The sequence below is a fragment of the Microbacterium gallinarum genome (assembly GCF_014837165.1).
GTDB lineage: Bacteria > Actinomycetota > Actinomycetes > Actinomycetales > Microbacteriaceae > Microbacterium > Microbacterium gallinarum.
The window spans coordinates 827,761-853,947 of record NZ_JACSPM010000001.1; the positions used below are offsets into that span (position 1 = coordinate 827,761).

Here is a 26,187-nt window from a genome sequence, read left to right on the forward strand (position 1 = left end):
TCGGCCTTGACCGGAGGGCACCGGGCGGTAGCATTCGGGAAAACCCCAGTCACCCGGAGGTCTGGTGCAGGAACCCCTCGACCGCTTCGTGGCCCGTCTGCTCGAGCTCGCGACGGTCGACGACGAGACCGGCGCGCGCCGGCTGCCGCCCGAGCGCGAGCTGGGTGATGCGCTGGGCATGAGCCGGGGCGCGCTGCGCGAGCAGCTCTCGGTGCTGGAGCGTCTCGGGTTCCTCCGCCGCACGCAGGGACGCGGGACCTACATCGACACCCCGTCGTACGGGTTCGTCCGCATGTACTTCACGATCGCGCAGTCGCTGGGCTACATCACCGACCCGCACGTCGCCGAAGCCCGCGTGCTCGTCGAGGAGGCCGTCGCTGAAGCGGCCGCGCTCAAGGCGACGCCGGCGCAGATCGACGACCTGCGGTGCTCGCTCGAGCGCATGAACGCCGCCGAGGCGTCAGGCGACATCGAGCGGGCGCACGAGGCCGACGCCGACTTCCATCGGCGTCTGCTCGACGTGGTCGACAACCCCGTGCTGGACCTGCTGCGCGAGGGACTCCAGCGCGCCCTCAACGACGACATGCGCGCCCGCCGCGAGGCGGTCACCCGCGACGGCTCGGGCACCGAGTTCGACCTGTCGCACGACGACATCGTCGCGGCGATCGCGACCGGCGATCCCGAGGGCGCCCGCATCGCGATGCGCCGGCACTTCGGCATCACGACCACCGGCATCACGGCCACCGGCGTCACCGAACCCGGTGTCACCACGGCCGACGTCGCCGAGGCCGACGTCGTGGCGCGCTAGCCTCAGCCGGCGAGGACGAACCGCAGCTGCTCGACCGCCCAGTCGAGTTCCGTCGCGCGGACCACGAGCGGCGGGGCGATGCGGATCGTCTGCCCGTGGGTGTCCTTCGCGAGCACGCCGCGCGCGATCAGCCGCTCGGCGACCTCGCGACCGGTGCCGACTGCCGGGTCGATGTCGATCCCGGCCCATAGCCCGGCGACACGCACCGCGGTGACGCCCTCGCCCACGAGCGACTGCAGGCGCGCCTCGAGGTGCTCGCCGAGCGCCTTCGCCCGCGTCTGGAACTCACCGGTCTGCAGCATCTCGACGACGCGCAGCCCCACGGCGGCGGCCAGCGGGTTGCCGCCGAACGTCGAGCCGTGCTCGCCGGGACGGATCACGCCGAGGATCTCGCGGTCGGCGACGACGGCCGAGAGGGGAAGGATGCCGCCGCCCAGCGCCTTTCCGAGCAGGTACACGTCGGGCACCACACCCTCGCGATCGCACGCGAAGGTCTCGCCCACGCGGCCGAGGCCGGACTGGATCTCGTCGGCGATGAACAGCACGTCGTGCTTCGTGCAGATGTCGCGGACCGCCCGCAGGTAGCCCTCGGGCGGCAGCACGACACCCGCCTCGCCCTGGATCGGCTCGATGAGCACCGCGGCCGTCGACGGGGTGATGGCCGCCTCGATTGCGGCGGCGTCGCCGTAGGGCACGCCCACGAAGCCCGGCGTGAAGGGTCCGAACCCGTCGCGTGCCTGCGGGTCGTCGCTGAAGCCGACGATCGTGGTGGTGCGGCCGTGGAAGTTCCCGTGCGCGACGACGACGGTCGCGGCATCCGGCTCGATGCCCTTCACGCGGTAGCCCCACGCGCGCGCGACCTTGATGCCGGTCTCCACCGCCTCGGCGCCGGTGTTCATCGGCAGTACGAGGTCCTTGCCGCACAGCTCGGCCAGCGCGGCCGCGAAGGGGCCCAGCCGGTCGTTGTGGTACGCCCGGCTGGTCAGCGTCAGGCGGTTCAGCTGCTCCTGGGCGGCGGCGAGAAGCGCCGGATGCCCGTGCCCGAAGTTGAGCGCGGAGTAGGCGGACAGCAGATCGAGGTACCGCCTGCCCTCGACGTCGGTGACCCACACCCCCTCTCCGCGCGAGATGACGACGGGGAGCGGGTGGTAGTTGTGGGCGACGTGCTCGTTCTCATCGGCGATGACGCGGGCCATCGCGGTGTCGACGTCCGGCGAGGTGGAAGTCATGTCGGGTCTCCTGTCAGCGCCGCAGCTCGAGCGTGCAGCACTTGATGCCGCCGCCGCCGAGCAGCAGCTCGGAGAGGTCGACGAGCACCGGGTTGTAGCCCCGCTCGCGCAGCTGGGCCTCGAAGCCCTTCGCACGGGGGGAGATGATCACGTTGAGGCCGTCGCTGGCCGAGTTCAGGCCGAACACGGCGCCGTCCTCGTCGGCCACGAGGATCGCGTCGGGGTAGCGCTCCTCGAGGATGCGGCGGCTCTCCTCGTCGAACGCGCCGGGCAGGTAGGCGATGTTCGCCTTCTCGACGCCGCCCTCGCCCTGCACGGGATCGAGCACCGAGATCGCGGTGTCGAGGTGGTAGAAGCGGGGGTCGACGAGATTCAGGCTCACGACCTCCTTGCCGAACACCTCACCGAGCTCGCGGTGGCTGTCGCCCGTCGAGCGGAAGCCGGTGCCGGCGAGGATCGTGTCGCCGACGAGCAGGAAGTCGCCCTCGCCCTCGTTGACCTCGGCGGGCTCGGCGACCTCGAAGCCGTTGGCGGCGAACCACTCCATGAATGCCGGGCCCTCGGGCACGCGCTCCTGGAAGCGGAACTTCGCGCCGTACGCGACGCCACCGATGATGAACCCGCCGTTGGCCGTGTAGACCATGTCGGGCAGTCCGTCGATGGGGTCGATCAGCTGCACGTCGTGGCCGAGGGCGATGTAGGTGTCGTACAGCGCCTGCCACTGCTCGACGGCCTTGGCCGTGTCGGTCGGGTTCGCCGGCTCCATCCAGGGGTTGATCGTGTAGCTGACCGTGAAGTGCTCGGGGCGGCACATCAGGTAGCTGCGGTGCTGCTGGATGCGGGTGACGGATGCCTCGGCCGTGGCGGCAGTGGCGGGCGCGGTGTTCTGCGTGGACATCTTGCTCCTGACGAAGGGGCGGCGGACGCTGTCCAGAGGCCCGGCGGAGCTGCGGAAGCCGGCAACCGGGCACGCCGGATCCATTGTCTCACGTCACCTGGGAAGGGCCTGGGATCACCCTCAGCGCGGTGTCAGACGATGGTGACCACGGTCTTCCCGACCGCGTGGCGACCGTCGACGTGCGCGAGCGCCTCACGCGCCTCTGCCAGCGGCCAGGTGCGCTCGATCACCGGCACGAGGCGCTCGTCCGCGGCGAGCGCGAGGAGCTCGGCGAGCACGTCGGGCTTGGCCACGGCCGCCAGGGGGCGCAGCGGGCGCTTCGAGCCGATCGAGCGGATTGTGGCCGCGAGGATGCGGCCGATCGGGCCGAGGAAGCGACCTCCCTCGCCCGACACCAGCACCACGGCGCCGCCGTCGCGCACCAGGGACTGCAGCGACCGCAGCGACGAGGTGCCGGCGATGTCGATGACGACGTCGAACGCCTCGCCACCGAGCTCGGGCGACCCGGGCTGCACGGTGCGGTAGTCGAAGGTGCGGGATGCGCCGAGCCGTTCCACCAGCTCGCGGCTGCGCTCTCCGCACAGCGCCCACACCTCGGCGCCGCGCAGTGTGGCGAGCTGCACGGTGAACGTGCCCACGCCGCCGGAGGCTCCGATCACGAGGATCCTCATGCCTTCCGCGACGCCGCCCCGCTCGAGAGCCTGCCACGCCGTACCGCCGGCGATCGGGAGCGCGGCGGCGACCACGGCATCGAGCGCGGCGGGGCGCCGGACCAGGCGCTTCACCGGTGCGACCGCGTAGCCCGCGAGCCCGCCGCCCCCGGGCAGCTCGCACACCACCTCGTCGCCCGGAGCGAACCCGGTGACGCCGTCACCGAGCGCGATCACCGTGCCCGCGGCATCCATCCCCCGCACCGGCTGCTTCGGCCTGCGCAGTCCGAACGCGAGACGCAGGAGGAGCGGCTCGCCGCGCATCACGCGCGTGTCGCCGTTGTTGACGCCGGTCGCGCGCAGGCGGAGCAGCACCTCGCCGCGACCGGGGGCGGGCACGTCGATCCGCTCGGGGCGGACCGTCTCGGGGCCGCCGTACGTGCGCTGGACCCACGCGTGCATGGTGTCGGTCGAGATCGACGCGTCGCGCGCGCCGGGGGATGTGGCGGTCATGTCATGCCTCCGGGTACTGGAAGAGATCGTCGAGCCCCACGCCGAACACGCGGGAGATCTGGAACGCGAGCTCGAGGGTCGGCGAGTACCGGCCCTGCTCGATGGCGATGAGCGTCTGACGCGTGACGCCGATCCGACGGGCGAGCTCGGCCTGCGTGACGCCCCTCGACTCGCGCACGCTGCGGATGGAATTGGTGACCTTGGTGGGCTTGACCATCAGACGAGCCCCCGGCGGTAGGCGACGACGCTCGCGATGCCGCCCACGATGGCCGCCAGGGCGAAGCCGTAGTACATCGTGTTGGCGATCCAGAACCAGTCGAGCCGGAAGGCGCACTCGATGATCACGCCGAGACCGGCGATCACGAGGAACGCCTGACCGACACGCGTGCTCATGTGGCTGATGTCGCGGTCTCGCTGGTCGGACTTGCCGACCCCGTCGGGGTCGCCGATGCCCGCGAGGATGCCCCACAGGATGCTCAGCACGATCGTCGCGACGATGCTGAGCCCGATCGTCCACAGCATGATGGGCACCCAGTCGATCTCGGTGACGGGCCGCGACGCCGCCTGCTGCAGCACGATCACGGTGTAGATCGCCATGCCGATGATGCTGACGATCAGGCCCGCCCACACGTTGCGCTCTTCGTAGACCATGACTCCCCCGGTGGGTTGTAAAAGATTCTTGACACACACGGTAAGCCGCGCCTACGGTCGCTGTCAAGAATCTTTTACATCCCTGGAGGACTCGACATGAATGATCTTCGCCGCACCGCCCGCTGGACCGGCGGCGCCTACCTCGCGCTCGCGCTGCTCGGCGCGCTCGGCTTCCTGCTCGTGCGACCGCTCGCGGCCGAGAGCGCCGGCTACGCGCGGCTCGGCGTCGCGCTCGAGCTCGGCGTGGTGGTCACGCAGTCGCTCGCCGCCCTCGGCTTCTTCGCCCTGTACCGCCGCGATCGTCCCACCGAGGCGTACGCGGTCGCGAGCTTCGGCATCGCCAACGCGATCGCGATCCTCGGCAGCGCCGCTCTGCTCACCGCGGCACTCGCGGTGCCGACGGAGGCAGGCGGCGACCCGGGCACGGTCGCGCTGCTGCGCACCGTCGCAGACGCCTTCTGGACCACGGGCGCCGTCTTCTTCGGCCTGTGGCTCGTGCCGATGGGCACGTTCATCCTCGCCACGCGACTCATGCCGCGACTCCTCGGCGTGGTGCTCATCGCCGGCGGCGTCGGCTACGTCGCGAGCGCCGTGATCTCGGCGGCACTGCCCGAAGCGGCCGGCATCGCCGACCTCGTCGCCCTCCCGGCGACCGTCGGCGAGTTGTGGATGGTCGGCTACTTGCTCACGGTGGGGATCCGGTCCGCCGCCCCGAGTCGGACGCCCGAGAGCGCCGCCGCCGCTGTCGGGTGACGCGATTCGGCACCGAGCGTCGTTCGGTTTAGGATGCCTCGACCCGTCACCGCCGACGGACACAGCATCCCCGACCTGTCGTGGCCGACGGATCGGCGCACCACCCGGAGTTCCTCATGCGCAAGCGCTGGATCGCGCTCATCGTCATCGCGTCCGTCCTCGTCGTCCTCGTGGCCGGCCTGTACTGGGCGGGGCGCAGCCTCTTCCACATGCCCACGGCGAAGGGCGTCGATTCGGTGGTCGGCGAACTCGGCGGGGAGCGCGTGCTCGGCGTCTTCGCCCACCCCGACGACGAGCAGACCGTCAACGGACTGTTCTGGCGCGCGAAACAGCACGACGGGGCGTACACCGCGATGATCACCGCAACCGCCGGGGAGGCCGGCCACCAGGTACCGGTCGTCGCGCGCCAGGAGGACCTCGGCGTCGTCCGCACCGCCGAGGCGCTCAAGAACAGCTTCAACCTCGGCGTCGACGAGCACGAGGTGTGGGAGTACCCCGACGGCGGCGTTCCCGAGGTCGACGAGGACGAGCTCGTCGAGCGACTCGTCGAAGCCATGAAGCGCATCGAGCCCGACGTCGTCGTGGGCTTCTGGCCGGCAAGCGGTGCGACCGGCCACAAGGACCACATGGAGATGGGCCGCGTGACCGAGCTGGCGATCGCGCAGCTGAAGGAGGAGGGCGGGGCCTACGACGGGCCCGGCCACCTCGTCTACACGATCAGCCCGACCACGGCCCTGTCGATGTTCGGGGGCGAGCAGGGCGAGCTCGTCGTCGAGAACCAGCCCGACCCCGAGTACGCGATGTCTGCCGAGACCGGCAAGAAGCACGAGGGCTGGGCCATCCACGCGTCGCAGGCGAACTACCTCCAGTCGGCGTACTACCTGCCCGCCTGGCTCGTGTACCTGCTCTGGGACGAGGAGTTCTACCACGTGCGCGACCTCGCGACCGATCCGATCGACTAGAGCGGATGCCGCGCCGGCGTCACTCCCAACGTCTCATGGCCGCTCTTTACAACGTCGTAAACCGTCGCTAGCCTGGCCCTCGGGCGGGGGGACGCTCGCCCTCAATTCGAGGAGGAACGAGTGATGCACGCTTCGCCATCGGTGCCGAAGGCCGCGATTCCCAGCATCACCTCATAGCGCGATCCACCTGCTCGACGCAGGCTGCCGGGGGCGGAAGACGTCCATCGGCAGCCACGCCGCGCGCTCTCATGCCGTGCGCCAAGATGTCCTGATCAAGCCGGGTTTACAACGTCGTAAACTTCTTCTTTACAACGTCGTAAACCGTCGCTAGCCTGGCGGGGTCGGAGCCGCCTCGGGCGCTCGGCAGCGATTCAAGGAGGAAGAGTATGAGCGTTTTCCAACGGAGCAAAGACGCTGGAGAGGACACCCGGGCAGGCATCACCCATGGTCGCCGTGCCCGGCTCGCGAAGCCCCTCGCGGCCTTGGGGCTGGCAGCGGTCATGGTGCTGGGCACCGTGCCGCTGACCGCGCAGGCCGCCGACCCCACGCCGGGACCCACGGTCGTCGCGGACCCGAACTCTCCCACGGGGTACACGGGCCACTTCGTGTACTACAACCCGACGGCCACGAGCGTCCGCTTCGTCGCCGACATCATGTTGCGGAACTGGGCGGACCTGACCGACCCGACGGTGTACCAGCCGTCGCAGTACGAACCCGGCCTCATGCGCGGCGGCGGGGGCTACGACGCCCAGATGACGCCGGTCGGCAACGGCTACTGGGAGATCGACGTGCCGCTCGCGGCAGGCGCCAACCAGTACTGGTTCTACGTCAACAACAACACGAGCCTCTGGCTGGCCGACCCGGCGAACTCGCCGATCTACGCGCCGGACGGACTGACGGGCACGGCTCGCCGCGCGTTCAACAAGGTCTTCGTGCCCTACGACGCCGAGAAGCAGAACTTCGCGCCGCTCGCCGCCCGCCAGATCGAGCTCCCGCGGGAGGACTCGACGAAGGGGACGTGGAGCTACGTCGAGGTTCCGGGTCTGCCGCCCCTGGGCGGCACCATCCCGCGCACGATCGGCGTGTACCTCCCGCCGGACTACGACCCCGACCGGGAAGAGCCCTACAAGACGATCTACATGCAGCACGGCGGCGGTCAGGACCAGTCCGACTGGATGAACATGGGCAACGTCCCGGTCATCATGGACAACCTGCTCGACGACGGCACCACCGAGCCCGCGGTCGTCATCACGACGAACACGAACTCCCTCGGACCCGTCGGAAGCCAGACCACCCTGGGCGATGCGTACCCCAACCTGCGCAACGTCGTGATCCCGTTCGTCGAGGCGAATTACAACGTGTCGACCGATGCGATCGACCGGGCGTTCGCAGGCCTGTCGGCGGGTTCCGCCGTGACCCAGAACCTGATCCGGGACGACGCGGACTTCTTCGGGTACTACGGCCCCTGGAGCGGCGGCGCGAGTGTCCCCGTTTCGACACCGGACCTGGTCTTCCCGTACATCCACTTCGGTGGCGGCGCATGGGACTTCGGCCTGCCCAACGCGAACACGGTGGCGAACCTCGACAACGTCGGGTTCATCGAGAACACGGTGGTGGCGGGTGCGCACGACTTCAATGCGTGGAATCAGCTGTTCTCGATCTGGGCGCGTGACTACCTCTGGCACCCCGAGGCGTTCATCCAGGACGAGATCGGCTCGCTGAAGACGAACGTCGCGGGTGCAGGGCTGAACAAGGGCAACACCAACGCCCTCACGGTGAAGCTCGACCAGGCGCTGAAGCTCGTCACCAAGGGAGACAGCGGCGGTGCCCTCGAGGTGCTGGGCGGCTATCTCACCCAGGTGGGCGAGTTCCAGGCAGCAGGCAAGCTGACGGCGGAGCAGGCCACCGCGCTGACGGCGGACGCTCAGAAGATCACGACCAACCTGAGCCACTGGCAGTAGCTCGCAGAGATTCGGGCTGCGGACAGAGCACCTCTGTCCGCAGCCCCGACTTCTGGCATCGCGCGTCAACCGCGGCTCTCGACACCTCGTCTCGGAGGGGCCGTGGAGTCCCGTACGACAAGGCTCGTCGCCAGCTCCACCCGGGTGACCTCTGGGTGCGGATCCTCGAGCTGCTGCAGGACGAGCCGGGTCGCCTGCTCTGCCATCTCACGGAGGGGCTGGTGCACCGTCGTGAGCCGGGGATGGGCCAGTTCTGCGACCGCCAGGTCGTCGAAGCCGACGACCGACAGGTCACCTGGCACCGATATGCCGAGCGACATGGCCGCGTGCAGCACCCCCAGCGCCTGAGTGTCGTTGCCGGCGAAGATCGCGGTCGGCGGATCGGGCAGCCGAAACAGCTCCCGCGCGTGCCGCTCGCCGGCATCGCGCTGGAAGTCGCCGAAGCGGATCCACTCCGGTGCGGCCGGCACCCTCGCCGTCGCCATGGCCGCACGATAGCCGTCGAGCCGTGCCAGGGCGCACATCACCGTCTCGGGCCCGGTGATCGCGGCGATGCGACGGTGACCCAGCTCCAGAAGGTGCCGCGTGGCCGCTAAGCCGCCCGACCAGTTCGCCGAGCCGACGGAGGGGACGTCCTCGGCGGGATCACCGGCAGGATCGATGATCACGTACGGGATGCCGCGTGCCTTCAGCCTCTCTCGCCCGTCCGGCGGGATGTCGGCGAAAAGGAGGATGACGCCGGTGGGCGCGCGTCGCACGACCGAGTCCATCCACTCCTGCCCCGGTGCATGACGATCACCACTCACCGACAGTGAGACGGCGAGTCCTTCCTGCGCCGCGCTCTCGCGCACGCCCTCGAGGATCGCCAGAGCCCACTCGCCCTCGAGCTCGTGGAGGACGACCTCGAGGTACTCTCGTCGCTGCCTGCTCTTGCGGCGCCGGTAGCCGCTTCGGCGGAGCTGCTCCTCGACGAGCGCGCGCGTCGTGGACGACACATCCGTCCCGCCGTTGAGCACCTTCGAGATGGTCGTGAGCGACAACCCGGTCTGAGCGGCGATCTCCTTGAGCGTCACCCGCTGGGTTCGTGCCATGTCGCCACCCGGTTAGTTCGTCGCACGCCGGAGGATCGCGGTCAGGTCCTCGCGAACCCGGCAGTTCGAGAACGCGAAGTCGTCGGCGAGCGATTCAGCCTCATCAGGCCCTATCCCCTCGAACGCCCGGGCGAACTCGTCCACCATCGCCTCTGCGAGCATGACGTGCCGCACGTGCCCGTGAATCCATCGGCGAGCACCCCAGGGGTAGGGCCGGAAGTCCGGGAACTCCGTCTCGAACAGTCGCTCGATCGGTTCGAGGATGTCGCGCACGCCCGCGTCGGTCGATCCCCAGGAGTCGACCCCGAAGCGTGCCTTCCGCTCGAGGAACGGCGCGATGCGCCGCAGGTACTCGGAGTCGGGCTCGACGGCGACCACGCCCTGCAGGCCGATGTCCTTGAAGGTCCACAGCGCCCAGCTGGCGTCGTGGCGCGCGAAGATCTCGAGCTGATCCTCCAGCAGCCGGTAGCGCTGGACGTCTCGCTCGGGATCGCCCGTGTAGACCGGACCGAACTCGCCGACCCAGATCGGCGTGCCCGTCTCGCGCATGTAGGCCGTGCGCTGCAGGAACGTCCGCTCGACGGCATCCCGATCGACGTACTGCCCGCGCGACATCCCCGGATACGGTCCGCCGTCCACGAAGCCCGGAAGCGCGTAGTCGTGCGCGGTGTAGACGCAGTTCGGGAGCGGGTCGCCCAGCTGATCGAACTGAGTCGAGTACCGATTGCCGTCGAGGAACAGGATGTGGTCGGGATCGACCGCACGGATCGCGGCCTCGAGCCGGCGATAGAACGGTCCGATCGCGGTGCCGTGGGCGTCGGCGGGCTCGTTCACGGGGTTATACCCCGCGACCCAGGGGTTGTCGCGATAGTGCTCGGCGATGTTCTCCCACAGATTCACGACGCGGTCCTGGAACTGCCGCTGGCCCCAGAACCCCGCCCACTGGGTGGGGTTGTCGCTGTGCCAGTGCTGGTTCTGGGCACCGGGCAGGGCGTGGAGGTCGAGGATCGTGTAGATCCCCTGACTCGCGCAGGCGTCCACGACCTGGTCGAGCAGGCGGAATCCCTCAGCGCGGATGACGAACGGCTCGTCGTCGCTCTCGAAGTGGCGGTAATTGAACGGGACGCGGAGCGAGTTGAGTCCGAGCGACCGGAGGAACGCCGCATCCTCGGGTCCGAAGAACGCGGTCATGAACCGCGCGAAGAAGCGCTCGTACCCTTCTTCACCGAGCACCCGGCGAAGCGCGCGCCGCTGCTGCGACTCGGAGCCGGCGTACCCCGTGATGAAGTTCTCCATGTTCATCCACCCGCCGAGGCCGAAGCCTCGGAGGGTCACGGGAGCGTCACCCGCCATGATGCGGGTGCCCTCGACGCGGAGCACGTGCTGCTGCGGCATCCTGATTCCTTCCTGTGTCGTAGCGGCGGTCGCCGACGATGTCACGCGATCAGTCGAGCGTCAGGACCGTCCACGACACGGCGGGGAGCGTGATCGACACGGTCCCGTCACCGACCTGAAGCGACGGGTTCCCCTTGGGCACGACCCGCTCCGGCTCGCTCAGCGTGTTGGCCGCATGGATGTCGTCGTCGAAGAGGGACTGCGCGGATGCGGCGGCGATGCGACCGAGGGCGCGCACATCGATGTCGAGCGACACCTCCTCTGTCAGGCTGCGGTTGACGACGAACACCGTCGTCCGGCCGCCGCTCTCGTCTCGGGTGGCCACCGCGTCGACGACCGGCACCTCGCCATAGAGCTCGGTGTCGTAGACCGGGCTGTCGAGCTTGAGTTCCAGCGCCGTACCCCGAGCCAGTCTGGACGTCAGCGAGAAAGGGTAGAACGTGGTCTGGCGCCACGCCGGCCCGCCGGGCTCGGTCATGATCGGGGCGATGACGTTGACGAGCTGGGCGAGGCTGGCCGCGGTCACCCGGTCGGCGTGGCGGACGAGTGAGATCATCAGGCTCCCGAACACCACCGCGTCCAGCACCGAGTAGGAATCCTCGAGCAGCCGGGGGGCGACCGGCCAGTCCGCGACATCCGTGATCTTGTCGACGTCGTTGTAGCGCGACTGGTACCAGACGTTCCACTCGTCGAACGAGATGTTGATCGTCTTGTCGCTGCGACGGACGGCTTTCACATGGTCCGCCGTCGCCACGACAGCGTCGATGAACCGATCCATGTTGACGCCCGAGGCGAGGAAGCTGCCGTAGTCGCCGCCCTTCGGCTCGTAGTAGGCGTGGCACGAGATGAAGTCGACGTCGTCATAGGTCTGCGCGAGCACGGTGCGTTCCCAGTCGCCGAACGTCGCCATCTGAGCCCCCGAGCTGCCGCAGACCACGAGCTCCAGGTCCGGATCGATCTGACGCATCGCGCTCGCCGTCTTCGCCGCCAGCTGCGCGTACTCCTCCGCGGTGCTGTGCCCGAGCTGCCATGGTCCGTCCATCTCATTTCCGAGGCACCACATGCGGATGCCGTGCGGCTCGGGATGCCCGTTGGCAACGCGTCGATCCGACCATTCGGTGCCGGAGGGGTGGTTGGCGTACTCGAGCACGTCGAGAGCCTCGAGCACGCCGCGCGTACCGAGGTTGACGGCGTACATCAGCTCGCCATCGACCTTGCGGATCCACGTCGCGAACTCGTCCAGGCCGATCTCGTTCGTCTCGGTCGAGTGCCAGGCCAGGTCCAGCCGCCGCGGTCGCGCATCGCGTGGCCCGACGCCGTCCTCCCACCGGTACCCCGACACGAAGTTGCCGCCGGGATACCGGATCGTGGATACTCCGAGTTCACGCACCAGTTCGATGACGTCGGCGCGGAAGCCGTCCTCGCCCGCGCTCTCGTGCCCCGGCTCGTAGATTCCGTCGTAGACGCAGCGACCCAAGTGCTCCACGAAGGAGCCGAAGAGTCGCCGATTGACGGGCCCGATGGTGAAGTGCGGGTCGATGGTGAGATGTGCGCGGATCATGCTTCGACTTTCAGGGCAAGGGGCAACACAGCGAGGCCGCCGGCCGACGGGTCACTTGAGGCTTCCGATGGCGAGGCCACCACGCCAGTACTTCTGCAACGCAAGGAACGCGATGATCAGGGGGATCACCGACACGAGCGAGCCGAGCACGATGATGCTCCACAGGCTCTGCCCGCCTGCTGCGCCGTACGTCGAGGCAGTGGACTGCCAGAGTCCGATGCCGACGGTCACCGGGAAGAGCCGGTTGTTCGAGAGCATCACGAGCGGAAGGAAGTAGTTGTTCCAGGAGGCGACGACCGACAGCAGCAGCACCGTCACGATCGCAGGGCGCAGAAGGGGCAGGGCGACCACCCAGAACGACCGGAACTCCCCCGCGCCGTCCACGCGAGCAGCGTCGAGCAGCTCGTCGGGCACGGCGTCACGGGCGTACACGCACATCAAGTACACGCCGAAAGGGTTGAGCAGCGTGGGGAGGATGACGGCCCAGATCGTGTTGGTCAGCCCCGCCTGCGCGAACAGGACGAACGTGGGGATCACGAGCGCCGTGATGGGCACCATGACCGCCCCGAGCAGGATCGAGAACGACAAGCGTCGCCCGACGAAGCGGTACTTGGCGAAGCCGTAGCCGGCCAGCACCGCCAGCACCGTCGCACCGACGCCCCCGACGATGGCGTAGAGGGCGGAGTTCCCCAGCCACCGTGCATAGATGCCTCCGTCGTAGGTGAAGAGGTCTACGAGGTTCGAGAGGTAGTTGATGTCGTCGGCGAACCACAGCGAGCTGCCTCCGCCGAACAGTCCGGCCGAGCTCTTCGAGCTGTTGACGATGAGCCACCAGAAAGGGACCAGAAAGTAGATCATCAACAGCGCGAGCACGATGTTCAGGGACACACGGCGGCGAGTGCGGGGGGTGGACCGGCGGCGCTCGACGACGCTGCGCGGCTTGCGAGAGGAGTCTGTCGCCTCGATGGGGGTGACGCTCATGACATGAAGCTCCCTCGCTTGCGCGTCGCGAACAGGAAGATAAAGACGCAGACGAAGACGACCGCTCCCAGGGCGAACGAGATCGTCGCGCCGTAGTTGTAGTTGGCGAGCGAGAAGGCCTGCTGGTACGCGTACATGTTCGGCGTGAAGTCGTTGGGTATCGCGCCCGCCGCGAGGTCCTGCAGGATCTTCGGCTCGTTGAAGAACTGGAGGGTCCCGATGAGGGCGAACACGAGGATCAGTACGAGCGCCGGTGCGACCAGCGGGATCTTTATCCGCAGGACGATCTGCCACTGGGATGCCCCGTCGATGCGCGCAGCCTCGTAGAGGGTGGGGTCGATGCCCTGGAGCGCGGCGTACAGGATGATCATGTAGTAGCCCGCCCACTGCCACGTCACGATGTTCAGCAGGCCGTAGAAGATCAGGCTGCTGCTCAGGAAATCAGGCGCCTGCCGGCCGAGACTCTCGAAGATCTCCGCCAGCGGACCGAAGTTGTCGCTGTAGAGGAACCCCCACATCAGGGCGCCGATCACGGTGGGAATCGCGTAGGGCATGAAGATCATCAGGCGCGAGAAGCGGGCGAACCGCGTGACCACGATGTCGAGGATCAGTGCGATGGCCAGCGAGACCGCCATCTGCAGCGGGATCAGCACGAGCGAGAAGCGGATGACGAACCAGACGCCGTCGAGGAACGACGGGTCGCTGAATGCCTTGGCGTAGTTGCCGAAGAGGACGAATCTCGTCCCGCCGATGAGGGACTTCTGGAAGAGGCTGAGGTAGAAGGCGTAGCCGATGGGCAGGACGAGAAGCGCGAGGAAGACGATCGCGAACGGTCCGACGAAGGCCCAGCCGGTCAGATTCTGGCGAATGGTCGTGGATCTGCGGCGCTTCGTCGAGACGGGCGTGTCGGTCGAGACGGACATTGTTTTCTCCGGGTCTGCGAAGGGAGAGATGGGGCCGGTCCGCGCACGCACGAACCGACCCCGATCTCAGATCACTGGGTGACGGTGAACCCCTGCTCCTCCGCGTACCCCACGACGTCCGCCTGGAGGGCGTCGGCGGCCTCGGAGCCGGTTGCCGAACCATCGATGATGGCGGCGAGCTGCTTCGTCAGCGCGGAGTAGTAGTACTGTCCGAGCGGCGTGTAGGTCATGCCCTCGTACGCATTGGCCGCCGGCACGTACACCTCCTTGTTGGCCTGCTGGCCGTCGAAGAAGGGGACCTCGTAGTCCTGGAACTCGGGCGAGTCGAGGACGTTCACGTTGAGCGGGAAGATGATCTGCTGCTTCCATCCCTCGTCGAGAGACGCCGGGTCCGCGTAGACCCCGAAGGCCACCTTGGCCGCAAGCTCCGGGTTGCTGGTCTGGCTGCTCACCGAGAAGGCCGAACCGCCCCAGTTGATCGCGATGGGGTCGCTCGGGTCCCACTGCGGCATGGGGGCGGCCGCCCACACGCCGGCGTCCGCTCCCTCGCCGACTCCGGCGCCCTGCAGGTAGCCGGGAGCCCACGCGGCCGAGAGGTAGGTGGCGTAGTCGCCGGCGATCACGGCCGAGATGTACTCGGGGGTGAACTGGTCCTCAGTGCCCACGAGCTCCTTGTCGACCAGGCCGTCCCAGTAGTCGAGGACTTCCTTGATCTCGGGGCTGTTGAGGTTGATCCCGATCTCGCCCTCGTTCGCGGGGTCGTAGGTGAACGGCTCGGCGCCGTTGCCATAGAAGTACGCCGTGGTCGTGGCGGGCTGGTTCGCCGCGAAGCTCGCGAAGACCGGCCCTCCGGCATCCTTGACCTGCTGAGCGGTCGCCTCGAGCTCCTCCCACGTCGTGGGCGGCGTGACGCCGTACTCCTCGAAGACGTCCGTGCGGTAGATCATGCCCATCGGTCCGCCGTCGATCGGGGCGCCGTAGATGCCGTCGCCGACAGAGACGTCCTTCCATGCGCCGTCGCTGAAGTTGTCTTTCACATCTTCGTAGCCGAGGTCGGAGAGATCCACGAGGGCATCCTGCGCCTGGAACGTGGCGATCCGGTCGGCCTCGACCATCATGACGTCGGGGGCGCCGCTTCCGGCCGAGATGGCCGTCTGGAACTTGTCGTAGGCGTCGCCGCCTGCTCCCACGTTCGTCCAGCAGACCTGGACGTCGTCGTTCGCCTCATTGAAGTTGTCGACGACGGTTTCGGAGTTCGGGTACCACGCCCACAGCGTGATGACGGGCGCGTCGGGGTTCTTGATCTCGTTGGTGCAGTTCGATGCGTCACCACCACCGCCGCCGTCACCGTCGCCGCCATCTCCGGCGGTGCAGGCGGCCAGGGCGCCGACAACTGCGAGCATCGTGATCGCAGCAAGGACAGGCTTCGTCTTCACTGGAGTTCCTTTCGGTTTGCGGGACTTCTTCGTCGGTGCGCGACCGTCGGGGACGAGCGAGCTGATATGGAACGCCTCGTCCTCCGGCTGGTCTACAACGTTGTAGAGCAACGTTGTAGACACCTTTCCACCGGCGCCGACCGACTGTCAAGAGTGGGACGCAATTTTCCCGGCGACTCACGAAAGTTCCGCGGCCTCAATAGTCGACCGGCGGCTCACCGAGCCGGAAGAGGAGATCGCGCAGCGCCGCGTACGCCTCATCGCGGTACGCCGCCAGCTCGGGAGCGCGATCGGCGGGCGTCGCAAGGAATCCCCGGCCGGTCTTCACGCCCTTCTCGCCCCGCGCCACGCGCTCCTCGAGAATGGCCGGCCCGGAGAAGCGGTCGGGATACGCGCCGTGGAGCGACTGGTAGCAGAACTGGTAGACGTCCAGCCCGGCGATGTCGGCGATGGCGAAGGGGCCGAAGAACGGCAGCCGGAATCCGAAGGTGGTGCGGGCGATGAGGTCGACGGCCTGTGCCGTGGCGACTCCCTCCTCCACGAGCCGCGCCGCCTCGCCGAAGAGCGCGTACTGGAGTCGGTTCAGCACGAAGCCGGTGACGTCGGCGATGGGCACGCCGACCTTGCCGCACTCGTCGAGGAGAGCGACCACTTCGGTCACGGCGCCTTCGCGTGTGCCCGCATGGGGGATGACCTCCACGCCGGGCACGAACGTCGCCGGATTGCTGAAGTGCACTCCCAGGAAGCGATCCGGCGACGTGACCGCTTCGGCGAGAGTGGCGATGGAGATCGTCGAGGTGTTGCTGCCGATGAGCGCAGCGGAGGGTGCGTTCTCGCTGATGCGCCGGAGTGTCTCGTGCTTGATGCCGAGCACCTCCGGCACCGCCTCTTCCACGAAGTCCACCGCACCCACGGCCTCCTCGATCGACGGCGCCGCGGTGACGCGCCACGCGACCGTCTCGCGGGCGTCGGCGGGGAAGATCCCCCGCTCCGCGTAGTCGGCCGCCTCGCGGATGATCCGCTCGCGGTTCTCCCGTGCGAGGTCGGCGCTCACGTCCGCGATGGCCACATCCCGTCCGGCCAGGGCGAGCACTTGGGCGATCCCGCCGCCCATGTACCCGGATCCGACCACGGCGACCTTCGCGATCATCGCTCGCCCTCGAGTCGATCGATCAACTCGACCTTCTCGGCGGACGCCGATGCCGGGTCGAATCGATGATCCAGCCACTCGCGCACGAGCTTCTTCGCGAGCTCCAGTCCGATCACGCGCGCTCCGAGCGTCAGGACCTGCGCGTTGTTGCTCTTGACCGACCGCTCGACGGAGTAGCTGTCATGCGCGGTCACCGCGCGGATGCCGCGCACCTTGTTGGCCGTGATGGCGACGCCGAGCCCGGTGCCGCAGACGAGGAGCGCCCGGTCGGCCTCGCCCCTCGCCACGAGTCGTGCCGCCTCGACCGCCACCCGCGGGTAGGGCGTGGCGTCCGCGCTGGTGACCCCGATGTCGATGACGTCGCTCACTCGCGGGTCTTCGGACAGCAGCTCGCGCAGCGCCTCCTTGTACTCATAGCCGGCGTCATCCGCACCGACGACGATCCTCAGGCCCATCTCTCATTCCCCTTCCCGGCCGCCGACGGCGTCGCGCGCGATGGCGTCGGCGATGATCCAGAACGACGTGGCTCCGGGGTCGGGATGCCCGACGCTGCGCTCGGCCAGCGGACGCGCACGCCCGAGACGAGGCTTCATCGCGGCGGTCGCATCCGCTCCCACCCGTGCCGCGGTGGCCGCGGCGACCATGCACGCGGCGAGGTCCTCGCCCGCCTGCACGTGGGCGGCCAAGGCGTCTCGGAACGGCGCGATCGCGTCGATCATCGTCTTGTCGCCGGGCCCAGCACCCCCGACCTCTGCGACCCGGGCGCTCGCGGCGGCGACAGCGGCGACGACGTCCTCGGCCGTGAAGTGATCGGGGTTCCCGAGCGACCGCCCGAGCTCTGCGACCGCCGCCCCCCACAGTGCTCCCGACGTGCCGCCCGCCCGCTCCGACCAGGCGTCTCCGGCGCCGCCGAGCAGCTCGCGCACGCCCGCGCCCACGTCGGCCGTCTCGACCGCGTCGGCGGCGGCGTTGAGCCCACGCAGCATCCCGATGCCGTGGTCGCCGTCGCCGGCGATCGAGTCCAGCTCACCCAGGAGGTCGACCTGCGCCGCCACGGCGTCGCGCGCCACGCGTGTGAGTCTGCGCGCGATGGCGGCCGCACGGCGGGATGCGTCGGTGGCGGATGCCGCCACCTGCGGCACCGCAGCGGCCTCAGTCCCCGCGCGCGGCGTCGCAGGCGCTCGGCGTGCTGTGTGAGGAGCGGGTCCGCCGACAGCGCCCTTGCGGAACGCCGGGGAGGAAGCGGGGGCCCGCCACAGCTCCTCGAGTTCTTCATCGAGCCAGAGGACCGTCAGGGACACCCCCGCCATGTCGAGACTCGTGACGAACTCCCCGCACTCGGGCTCGACGATCTCGATGCCGTGCCCCCGCAGATGCTCGACGACGTGGGCGAAGAGGACGAAGAGCTCCTCGTACTTGACCGACCCGAGCCCGTTGAGGATGACGGCCGCCCTGGCGCAGCCATCGGGTCGCTCTGCGAGCAGCGGCGCGGCGAGCGTCGCCGCCAGCTCGGGCGCCCGCTGGAGGGGCACGTCTCTCACCCCGGGTTCGCCGTGGATCCCGAGGCCGATCGACATCACACCGGCCGGAACCTCGAACAGCGGGTGGTCCGCACCCGGCAGCGTGCACCCCGCGAAGGCGACGCCGTGGCTGCGCGTCCTGCTGTTGGCGTGCGCTGCGAGGCGCTCGACGTCATCGATGGAGTCACCGCGCTCCGCCGCGGCACCGGCGATGTGGAAGACGCACAGGATCCCGGCGATCCCTCGGCGCTCGTCGCGGGCCTCGGGCGGCGCGCTCGCCACGTCGTCGGTGATCAGGACGGTGCGGGCGTCGACCCCCTCGGCGCGCAGCCGGCGCTCCGCCTCGCCGAAGTGGATCACGTCGCCCGCGTAGCGGCCATAGGTGAAGAGCACCCCTCCGCCCGCGTCGGCGGACCGGGCGACGCGCAGCGCCTGCGCGGTCGATGGCGACGTGAAGATGTTCCCGCACACGGCTCCCGCTGCGAGACCGGGACCGACGAAACCCGCGAAAGCCGGGTAGTGCCCTGACCCGCCTCCGATGAGGACGGCGACCCGGCCCGGCTCGAGCGGCTGCGCGCGCACCACGCCGCCGTCGACGAGCGCCACCTCGTCGCGGTGCGCGGCGGCGAAGCCACGAAGGGCGTCCGCCACGAAGGAATCCGGGTCCGCGAAGATCCTCGTCATCCCTCGACCTTCCCGTGCGTCTGCCGGACGCGACTGGCGCCCGGGGCGTACTCCCGGCGCGGCAGGATGCGTCCTCGGAGGTAGTCCCGGTTGCTTGCGCTCACGCTGAGACCGTCCCCGCCGTAGTGCTCGACGCAGATGACGCCCTGGAACCCGCTGCGCACCGCGATCTTCACTGCTTCGCGGTAGTCGATCAGGCCGAGTTCGAGCGAGGTGGGGACGGTCGAGACCAGCCCGGCCGCGGCATCCTCGTCGCGCGTGTAGTTCTTGGCATGCCAGAAATTCGCGTACGGCATCGTCGCCTCGACGATCGCGCGCCAGTCCTCCACGGGTTCGTGCAGCCGGATGAGGTTGCCGACGTCCGGATTCAAGCCGACGGCGTCGAGGCCGATGTCCTCGACGAGGCGCACCGCCGACGCCGCGGTGCCCAGGTAGGTGTGCTCGTAGAGCTCGAGCGACAGCACAAGGCCCAGCTCGGCGGCATGACGCCCCAGTTCGCGGAAGCGCGTGACCGCGAGCGACCAGGCCTCGTCGTCGGGCGGGTCGCGGTGACCCTCGACCGTCCAGAACCACAGCTGCTCCCGCTGCTCGGGCGTGAGCGCACGATGCAGGCCGACCGAGACCACCGGCACGCCGAACTCCGCCGCGAGGTCGAGGGTGCGATGCGCGTACGCCAGGTTCTCGGCCCCGTACCGCTCGTCGATGATGCTGCGCCGGATCGCGGAGAGCGACGCCGCGACGAGGCCGGTGGAGCGGAGACAGTCCTGGAGGTCTCTCGCCTGCTGCGGAGTGAGCTCGCCGTAGCGCACCCACGAATCGGTGAGATCCACCTCGCTGAACCCGGCGTCGGAGACCTCGAGAAGGTCCGCCCGCCAGCGCTCGACCGGCGACCCGGACGCATTCGCGGGGTGGGCATCGCCCTGTGACAGCAGGGCGGCCGCGATGGGCCAGTCGTCGGCAGTCAGCATCGTCGGTCCTCGGTGACTCGCACATCGGCACGATACACTAACTTTACAACGTTGCATTGCGTGAGGGCGCGCTGACTCGGCCGAGCCCTTCCGTTGCGTGGACGGTTCTGCGAGCGCAGTAGAGTGCAGTCATCGAAGTGGAAAGACGGGGGCATTCGATGGGACCGACGATGCATGATGTCGCCCGTGTGGCCGGCGTCTCGATCAAGACGGTGTCCAACGTCATCAACGACTACCCGCACGTGCGTCCGGGTACGCGCGACCGGGTCAACGACGCGATCCGTCAGCTCGCCTATCGGCCGAATCTCTCGGCTCGTGGCCTCCGGTCAGGGCGTACCGGGGTCATCGGGCTCGCCGTGCCGTCCCTTCGCGAGAACTACTTCGCCGAGCTCGCCGACGAGGTGATCCGCGCAGCCGAGAAGCGCGGACTGGGCGTCATGGTCGAGCAGACCAGCGGCGACCGCGATGCCGAGCTGCGCGCCGTGACAGGCAACCGGCCCCGCTTCCTGGACGGCATGCTCTTCAGCCCCGTCAGCCTCGGTCAGGATGACGCGGACGCGCTCGACGTCGACGGACCACTGGTCCTGCTCGGAGAGCGCATCTTCGGCGGCCCGACCGACCACGTCACGATGCACAACACCGCCTCGGCCCAGGCAGCCGTCGAGCACCTCCTCGGCATCGGCCGGCGACGTATCGCCCTGGTCGGCGCCGACCTCGAGCACGGTGATGAGACGAGCTCGGCGAGTCTGCGACTGGAGGGCTACAAGCGCGCGCTGGATCAGGCCGGCATCGCGCTCGACCGGGCGCTGGTCCGCCCCACGTCGATGCAGCGATGGAGTCGCGCAGGGGGCGCCGAGGCGGTCCACCTCATGGTGAGGGAGGGGGTCCAGTTCGACGCGGTGTTCGCCCTCAACGACACGCTGGGGCTCGGCGTGCTGCGCGCCCTTCGCGAAGAGGGCGTTCGCGTGCCGGACGACGTCGCGGTCATCGGCTTCGACAACATCGACGAGAGCAGATACTCCGTCCCGTCGATGTCGACGGTCGACACCGGTCGCGCCGAGATCGCCGCGATCGCGGTCGATCGACTGGTCCAGCGGATCAACGAGAAGGGCGAGCGGCGCCCGCCTGAGACGATCAAGCCGGAGTTCCACATCGTCGCGCGAGAGTCGACGGGCTTTCCCGGCACCGAAGCCTGACCACTCCCGCCACGACCCGTGACGGATCGGGCAGAGCGGATGCTGCGCGTCTGAGCGCCCGCCCGGATCAGATCACGTCCTCCGACCACGGATCGGGGTTGCCGAACCGGTGCGCGGTGATCGTGATCGACTGCTCGTGCAGGAACGGCAGCAGCTCGAGCCGTCCGGCCGTCGTCACCTCGTTGTCGTAGACCGCGAGATCGGGGTCTCCTCCGATCGCGACGGCGAGCGCGCGGTGCAGCGCGCCGACCGACTCGCCGGGTCCGATGAGCCGCACACGCGGCGGTCGGGCAGCGGATGCCTCGCCCGCGACCGCCGCCGTCAGATCCGGAGTCGGGGCGGCCATGCGCTGCAGCCACTGCTCGTCGGTCTCGACGAACACCGCGACGTCGAGGTCGCTGAGCGCGCGGCGCACGGCGCCGGGCAGGCCGACCGGCGCGCTGAGCGTGAGGGCAGACCCTGCCCGGATGCCCGCGATGGCGACGCGCAGCACCGACTGCCACGATGCGTCTGCGGTGGCGCGCAGCGCGACCTCGGAGATCGGTCGGTAGCGGAACAGGTTGCGCTCGATGCCGAGGGCCGAGACGTCCTTCACCTGGCCGAACTCGCGGTCCCACGCGATCGCGTCAGACAGCGCGGCGCGGCGCAGCCACTCGAACGCGTCGTAGTCGAGTGACGGCTGGGCGGCCTCGATCACGGACGTGATGCGCGAGTCGAGTCCGCGCAGGTGCAGCGTCGTCGACGCGGCACCGCCCGACGTGGCTCGCCACGAGCCGAGCCCGACGAGGTAGTTCGGTCCTCCGGCTTTCGTGCCGGCTCCGACCGATGAGCGCTTCCAGCCGCCGAAGGGCTGGCGCTGGACGATCGCGCCGGTGATGCCCCGGTTGACGTACAGGTTGCCGGCCTCGACGCGGTCGAGCCACAGTGCGAGGTCGTCGGGGTTCTGCGTGTACAGACCCGCAGTGAGTCCGTAGGCGACGGCGTTCTGCAGCTCGATCGCGTGGGCGAGGGAGCTGGCGTGCATCACACCGAGCACAGGACCGAAGAACTCCTCGTGGTGGAAGCGCGAGCCCGGCATCACGCCGGTGCGGATGCCCGGCGTCCACATGCGGCCCGCGAAATCGGGTCCGGCGTCGACCGGCTTCGGCTCGACGAGCCACTGCTCGCCCTCGTCGAGGGTCGTGAGCGCCCACTCGAGCTTGCCGCGCGGCGGCTCGACGACGGGCCCGACCTCCGACAGCGGGTCGGTGGGCGAGCCGACGCGCAGCGACTGCGCAGCGTCGACGAGCTGGCGGGCGAACCGCTTTGAGTGCCCGACGGGGCCGACGAGGATCGCGAGCGACGCCGCCGAGCACTTCTGACCGGCGTGGCCGAAGGCGCTCTTGACGAGATCGGATGCCGCGAGATCGAGGTCGGCCGACGGCATCACGATCATCGCGTTCTTGCCGCTGGTCTCGGCGAGCAGCGGCAGGTCGGGGCGCCACGAGCGGAACAGCGCGGCGGTCTCGAACGAGCCGGTGAGGATCACCCGGTCGACCGCGGGATGCGAGACGAGCGCCTGCCCGAGCCCGCCCTCGTCGATGTCGACGAGGGCCAGCACGTCGCGCGGCACGCCGGCCTCCCACAGCGCCTCGGCCACGACGGCCGCGCACCGGCGCGCCTGCGGAGCGGGCTTGAACACGACGCCGGATCCCGCGGCGAGCGCGGCGAGCACGCCGCCCGCGGGGATTGCGACCGGGAAGTTCCACGGCGGGGTGACGACGGTCAGCTTCGCGGGCTCGAACACCGCGCCGCTGACCCGGTCGAGCTCGCGGGCGGTGGCGGCGTAGTAGTTCGCGAAGTCCACGGCCTCGCTGACCTCGACGTCGGCCTCGGCGAAGATCTTGCCGGTCTCGGACGCGGCGACCTCGATGAGCTCGCCGCGTCGCTCCTCGAGCGCGCGACCGGCGGCGGCGAGCACCGCGGAACGCTCGGCCGCGGGCGTCGCGCCCCATCGGGCCGCGGCATCCGTCACCGTCTTCACGACGGCTTCCAGAGCGTCGGCGTCGTCGATGCGGGCAGCGGCGATCGTCTCGTCACCGGCACGCGAGGTGTGGATGCGGCGCAGGATGCCTCGGGCCCACGCACGGTTGGCGGGGAGCGCCGGGTCGGTGTCGGGGGCGTTGCGGAAGCCCGGTGCGCCCAGCGCGCGGTCGCTGGCCTCGCGGGGCGCGAAGACGGCGGTCTCGACGAACGCCTCGCCGGCGAACAGCTGCTCCTCGACGGACGGCGCGACGGGCGCAGTGTCGCCGGGGTCCCCCGCCGCGGAGCGCGCGATGCCGATCACGGCCTCGGTGAGACCGTCTCCCTCGCCGATCGCCCCGGTGCCCCGCAGTCGCGCGCGGGTGACGGGGGCCCCGGCGGGCTCGGTCGTGCGGTCCTGCGTGCGATTCGGACCGACGCCGAGGGTCGGGTCGGCGGCGCGCTCGAGCGACGCGAGGAAGCGGTCGCGCTCCCGCTCGAACATCGCGGGCACGTCGGCGAGCTCGAACGCGGCGGAGAGGAAGTTGTCGCTCGACGCGTTCTCCTCGAGCCGGCGCACGAGGTAGCTGATGGCGACGTCGAACTCGTCCGGACGCACGACCGGCACGTAGAGCAGCACGTGGCCCACTTCGCGGGCCACAGCGGCGACCTGCCCCTGGGCCATGCCGAGGAGCATCTCGAACTCCATCTGGTCGCGCACGCCGGTCTCGCCCGCGAGCAGCCAGGCGTAGGCGATGTCGAACAGGTTGTGGCCGGCGACCCCCACCCGCACCGCGGCGGCGTTGTCGGGCCGCAGCGCGAAGTCGAGGCAGCGCACGTAGTTGGCGTCGGAGTCGACTTTGGCGTCATAGGTGGCGAGCGACCAGCCGTGCATCACGGCATCCACCCGCTCCATGGCGAGGTTGGCGCCCTTGACGAGCCGCACCTTGATGCGCGCGCCCCCGGCCGCCGCGCGCTGCTGCGCCCACGCGGTGAGCTGCTGCAGCGCCGGCAGGGCATCGGGCAGGTATGCCTGCAGCACGATGCCGGCTTCGAGACCCCGCAGCCGCGGGTCTTCGAGGATCTTCGTGAAGACCGCGATCGTCAGGTCGAGGTCGCGGTACTCCTCCATGTCGAGGTTGATGAAGGTGCCGTCGGACGCTGCCGTCAGGTAGAGCGGCATCAGGCGGTCGACCACCTTGGCGACGACCTCGTCGAACGCCCACATCGAGATGTGGCTGGCGATCGCCGAGACCTTCACCGACACGTAGTCGACGTCGTCGCGGCGGATGAGCTCGTGGATGCCGTCCAGGCGGCGCAGCGCCTCCTGCTCGCCGAGCACCGCCTCGCCGAGCAGGTTGAGGTTCAGTCGGGCGCCCGACTCGCGGATGCCGGCGATGGCGGGGCCGAGCTTCTCGGGTCGCGCGTCGACCACGAGATGTCCGACCATCTCGCGCAGCACGCGCCGCGCGATCGGCACCACGGGCGAGGGCAGCACCGGAGCGACGGCGCCGCCGACACGCACCGCGCCCCGGAGGTACCAGGGCAGGAAGCCGGGCACGAGCGGGGCGACGCGACTGAGATTGGATGCCGCAGCCGTGAGGCTCTCGGGCCGCATGACGCCGTCGACGAAGCCGATCGTGAACGGCAGCCCGTTGGGGTCTTTCAGGACGCCGGCGAGTCGCTCGGCGGCGGGGTCCACATCGACCTCGGCGCTCTCGGTGATCCACCGCTGCGCCAGCACCACGGCACGCTCGGCGAGGTCGTCGCCGGGAGCCGTCAGGTCGGTGTCCCCCTGATAAGGGTCGGTCACCATGCCGTCAAGCCTAGAGCCGCCCGCCCGGCGTGCTCACCCTGCCTGTGCACGGGTGTCTCGCCGGGCAGACGGCTCCGGTCCTCAGGCGTGATCCCGACGGGTGCTCGGCGGCACCGTGTCGTCGGCGGTGGCCGTGTGCTCGTCGACGACGACCGAGCGCTCATCGGTCGTCGTCGCCGGCGGGCGCGTGATCGCTGCGCCGTCCGCGGCCGCCGAGTCGTGCGCCGAGGCATCTCGACCCGTCACTCCGTCAGGAGCGGGAGGCACGCCGTCGGAGGCCGTCGCCCGGTCGTCGCGCACCGTCGTCGCCCCCGGCGCGGCGGCGTCACGGTCCTCGCGCGCGGCGGCGCGCTCGTCACGGTCGTCCCGGCCGTCCCGGTCGCGGTCGACGTGGCCGTCGCGGCCCCGGTCGCCGGCGTCGGCCTCGGTGGAGACATAGGGATCGACGTCGTCGGCCTTGCGCAGCGTCTCCTCCTGCTCGGCGCGGCGCTGGGCCGCCTCGGCGTCGTGCTCACTCACGCTGTCGGCGAGACGGTTGGCGTCGACCTCGGCCTGCGCGGCCTGCGCCTTCGCCTGCTGTGCGGCAGCCGCCGCGGACGCGGCATCAGCCCTGGTCTGCGCGGCACGCGCCTCGCTCTCACGAGCGGCGAGCTCGGTTTCGCGAGCCTGCTCGCGAAGCCTCTCGGCCTTCTCGTGCTCGGCCTGGCGCTTCTTCTCGGCGCGTCCTCGCGCGGTCAGCGCGAGCGCCACCACCACGATGATCGCGACGACGATGACCGCGACGATGATCCAGATGAGGGTTGCGGTGTCCATGGCTCGTTCCTCCTCCCTGCGCGGGCGGGGGGCGCCAGCGCATGACTGCACGCAACCGGAACCTCCGGCCGGACGCAACGCCCTTGCGCCGCGCCCCGCCGTCCGGTACGCCGTCCCTGATCCCGATTGCGCATGCGCGGCCCGCTGAGCGCATGAATCCACGCCTTCACGCATCCCCCGGCCCGCCTTTGCGGATGGCGACGTAGGCTTGACGTTCCTCGGCCAGC

22 protein-coding genes are annotated in these 26,187 nt (G+C 69.6%); 5 read left to right on the forward strand and 17 right to left on the reverse strand.

Annotated elements, in window-relative coordinates; genetic code table 11:
- The first annotated feature begins 64 nt into the window (after positions 1 to 64).
- Positions 65 to 808, forward strand: a complete 744-nt coding sequence (locus tag H9622_RS03760) for a FadR/GntR family transcriptional regulator (protein WP_191764349.1) — start codon at positions 65 to 67, stop codon at positions 806 to 808.
- 2 nt (positions 809 to 810) lie between these two features.
- Here H9622_RS03760 and rocD read toward each other — a convergent pair whose 3' ends face one another.
- From rocD to H9622_RS03785, 5 genes are all read right to left on the reverse strand, one after another.
- On the reverse strand, positions 811 to 2,037 hold the full coding sequence (gene rocD, locus H9622_RS03765) for an ornithine--oxo-acid transaminase (RefSeq protein WP_318247019.1): 1,227 nt from the start codon (positions 2,035 to 2,037) through the stop codon (positions 811 to 813).
- 13 nt (positions 2,038 to 2,050) lie between these two features.
- Positions 2,051 to 2,935, reverse strand: coding sequence for a dimethylargininase (gene ddaH / locus H9622_RS03770; protein ID WP_191764352.1), 885 nt, complete (start codon positions 2,933 to 2,935; stop codon positions 2,051 to 2,053).
- Between the two features lie 131 nt (positions 2,936 to 3,066).
- A complete protein-coding gene (locus tag H9622_RS03775) occupies positions 3,067 to 4,098 on the reverse strand; it encodes an NAD(P)-dependent alcohol dehydrogenase (RefSeq protein ID WP_191764354.1) in 1,032 nt (343 codons plus the stop codon).
- 1 nt (position 4,099) lies between these two features.
- Entirely contained in the window at positions 4,100 to 4,315 is a 216-nt protein-coding gene (locus tag H9622_RS03780; protein WP_191764356.1) for a helix-turn-helix transcriptional regulator, read from the reverse strand.
- Positions 4,315 to 4,749, reverse strand: a complete 435-nt coding sequence (locus H9622_RS03785) for a hypothetical protein (RefSeq protein WP_191764358.1) — start codon at positions 4,747 to 4,749, stop codon at positions 4,315 to 4,317. The genes H9622_RS03780 and H9622_RS03785 overlap by 1 nt, the downstream gene beginning before the upstream one ends.
- Before the next feature lie 96 nt (positions 4,750 to 4,845).
- Here H9622_RS03785 and H9622_RS03790 point away from each other — a divergent pair, with 96 nt between their 5' ends.
- The 3 genes from H9622_RS03790 (at position 4,846) to H9622_RS03800 (ending at position 8,425) form a co-directional block, all read left to right on the forward strand.
- On the forward strand, positions 4,846 to 5,502 hold the full coding sequence (locus tag H9622_RS03790) for a DUF4386 domain-containing protein (RefSeq protein WP_191764361.1): 657 nt from the start codon (positions 4,846 to 4,848) through the stop codon (positions 5,500 to 5,502).
- Positions 5,503 to 5,582: 80 nt separating this feature from the next.
- Complete coding sequence (locus H9622_RS03795) at positions 5,583 to 6,464, forward strand: PIG-L deacetylase family protein (RefSeq protein WP_191764363.1); 882 nt, start codon at positions 5,583 to 5,585, stop codon at positions 6,462 to 6,464.
- Positions 6,465 to 6,850: 386 nt separating this feature from the next.
- Positions 6,851 to 8,425 (forward strand): alpha/beta hydrolase, encoded by a 1,575-nt coding sequence (locus tag H9622_RS03800; protein WP_225221543.1) that lies wholly within the window; start codon positions 6,851 to 6,853, stop codon positions 8,423 to 8,425.
- A gap of 65 nt (positions 8,426 to 8,490) precedes the next feature.
- On the opposite strand, the gene H9622_RS03805 is transcribed toward H9622_RS03800, so the two are convergent.
- The 10 genes from H9622_RS03805 to H9622_RS03850 all read right to left on the reverse strand — a co-directional run bounded on the left by H9622_RS03805 (position 8,491) and on the right by H9622_RS03850 (position 20,134).
- Positions 8,491 to 9,516: a LacI family DNA-binding transcriptional regulator gene (locus H9622_RS03805; RefSeq protein ID WP_191764365.1), complete on the reverse strand. Its 1,026-nt coding sequence runs from the start codon at positions 9,514 to 9,516 to the stop codon at positions 8,491 to 8,493.
- A 12-nt stretch (positions 9,517 to 9,528) separates the two neighbouring features.
- Complete coding sequence (locus H9622_RS03810) at positions 9,529 to 10,911, reverse strand: glycoside hydrolase family 5 protein (RefSeq protein WP_191764367.1); 1,383 nt, start codon at positions 10,909 to 10,911, stop codon at positions 9,529 to 9,531.
- Positions 10,912 to 10,960: 49 nt separating this feature from the next.
- Entirely contained in the window at positions 10,961 to 12,472 is a 1,512-nt protein-coding gene (arfA, locus tag H9622_RS03815) for an arabinosylfuranosidase ArfA (protein ID WP_191764369.1), read from the reverse strand.
- 51 nt (positions 12,473 to 12,523) lie between these two features.
- Positions 12,524 to 13,453, reverse strand: a complete 930-nt coding sequence (locus H9622_RS03820) for a carbohydrate ABC transporter permease (RefSeq protein WP_191764371.1) — start codon at positions 13,451 to 13,453, stop codon at positions 12,524 to 12,526.
- Entirely contained in the window at positions 13,450 to 14,376 is a 927-nt protein-coding gene (locus H9622_RS03825) for a carbohydrate ABC transporter permease (protein WP_191764373.1), read from the reverse strand. The genes H9622_RS03820 and H9622_RS03825 overlap by 4 nt, the downstream gene beginning before the upstream one ends.
- Positions 14,377 to 14,447: 71 nt before the next feature.
- Entirely contained in the window at positions 14,448 to 15,812 is a 1,365-nt protein-coding gene (locus H9622_RS03830) for an ABC transporter substrate-binding protein (RefSeq protein ID WP_191764375.1), read from the reverse strand.
- Positions 15,813 to 16,008: 196 nt separating this feature from the next.
- The gene (locus H9622_RS03835; protein WP_191764377.1) at positions 16,009 to 16,962 is read right to left on the reverse strand and encodes a 3-hydroxyacyl-CoA dehydrogenase family protein; all 954 of its coding nucleotides are present in this window, start codon (positions 16,960 to 16,962) and stop codon (positions 16,009 to 16,011) included.
- Positions 16,959 to 17,417 (reverse strand): ribose-5-phosphate isomerase, encoded by a 459-nt coding sequence (locus H9622_RS03840; protein WP_191764379.1) that lies wholly within the window; start codon positions 17,415 to 17,417, stop codon positions 16,959 to 16,961. The genes H9622_RS03835 and H9622_RS03840 overlap by 4 nt, the downstream gene beginning before the upstream one ends.
- A gap of 3 nt (positions 17,418 to 17,420) precedes the next feature.
- Positions 17,421 to 19,166, reverse strand: a complete 1,746-nt coding sequence (locus H9622_RS03845; protein ID WP_191764381.1) for a dihydroxyacetone kinase family protein — start codon at positions 19,164 to 19,166, stop codon at positions 17,421 to 17,423.
- Complete coding sequence (locus tag H9622_RS03850) at positions 19,163 to 20,134, reverse strand: sugar phosphate isomerase/epimerase family protein (RefSeq protein ID WP_191764383.1); 972 nt, start codon at positions 20,132 to 20,134, stop codon at positions 19,163 to 19,165. The genes H9622_RS03845 and H9622_RS03850 overlap by 4 nt, the downstream gene beginning before the upstream one ends.
- Positions 20,135 to 20,304: 170 nt before the next feature.
- On the opposite strand from H9622_RS03850, the gene H9622_RS03855 reads away from it, so the two are divergent.
- Positions 20,305 to 21,330, forward strand: a complete 1,026-nt coding sequence (locus H9622_RS03855; protein WP_225221544.1) for a LacI family DNA-binding transcriptional regulator — start codon at positions 20,305 to 20,307, stop codon at positions 21,328 to 21,330.
- 67 nt (positions 21,331 to 21,397) lie between these two features.
- Here H9622_RS03855 and H9622_RS03860 read toward each other — a convergent pair whose 3' ends face one another.
- Together H9622_RS03860 and H9622_RS03865 are read right to left on the reverse strand one after the other, a co-directional pair.
- Positions 21,398 to 25,147 (reverse strand): proline dehydrogenase family protein, encoded by a 3,750-nt coding sequence (locus H9622_RS03860; RefSeq protein WP_191764387.1) that lies wholly within the window; start codon positions 25,145 to 25,147, stop codon positions 21,398 to 21,400.
- Between the two features lie 81 nt (positions 25,148 to 25,228).
- Positions 25,229 to 25,960, reverse strand: coding sequence for a hypothetical protein (locus tag H9622_RS03865; protein WP_191764389.1), 732 nt, complete (start codon positions 25,958 to 25,960; stop codon positions 25,229 to 25,231).
- Positions 25,961 to 26,187 lie beyond the last annotated feature (227 nt).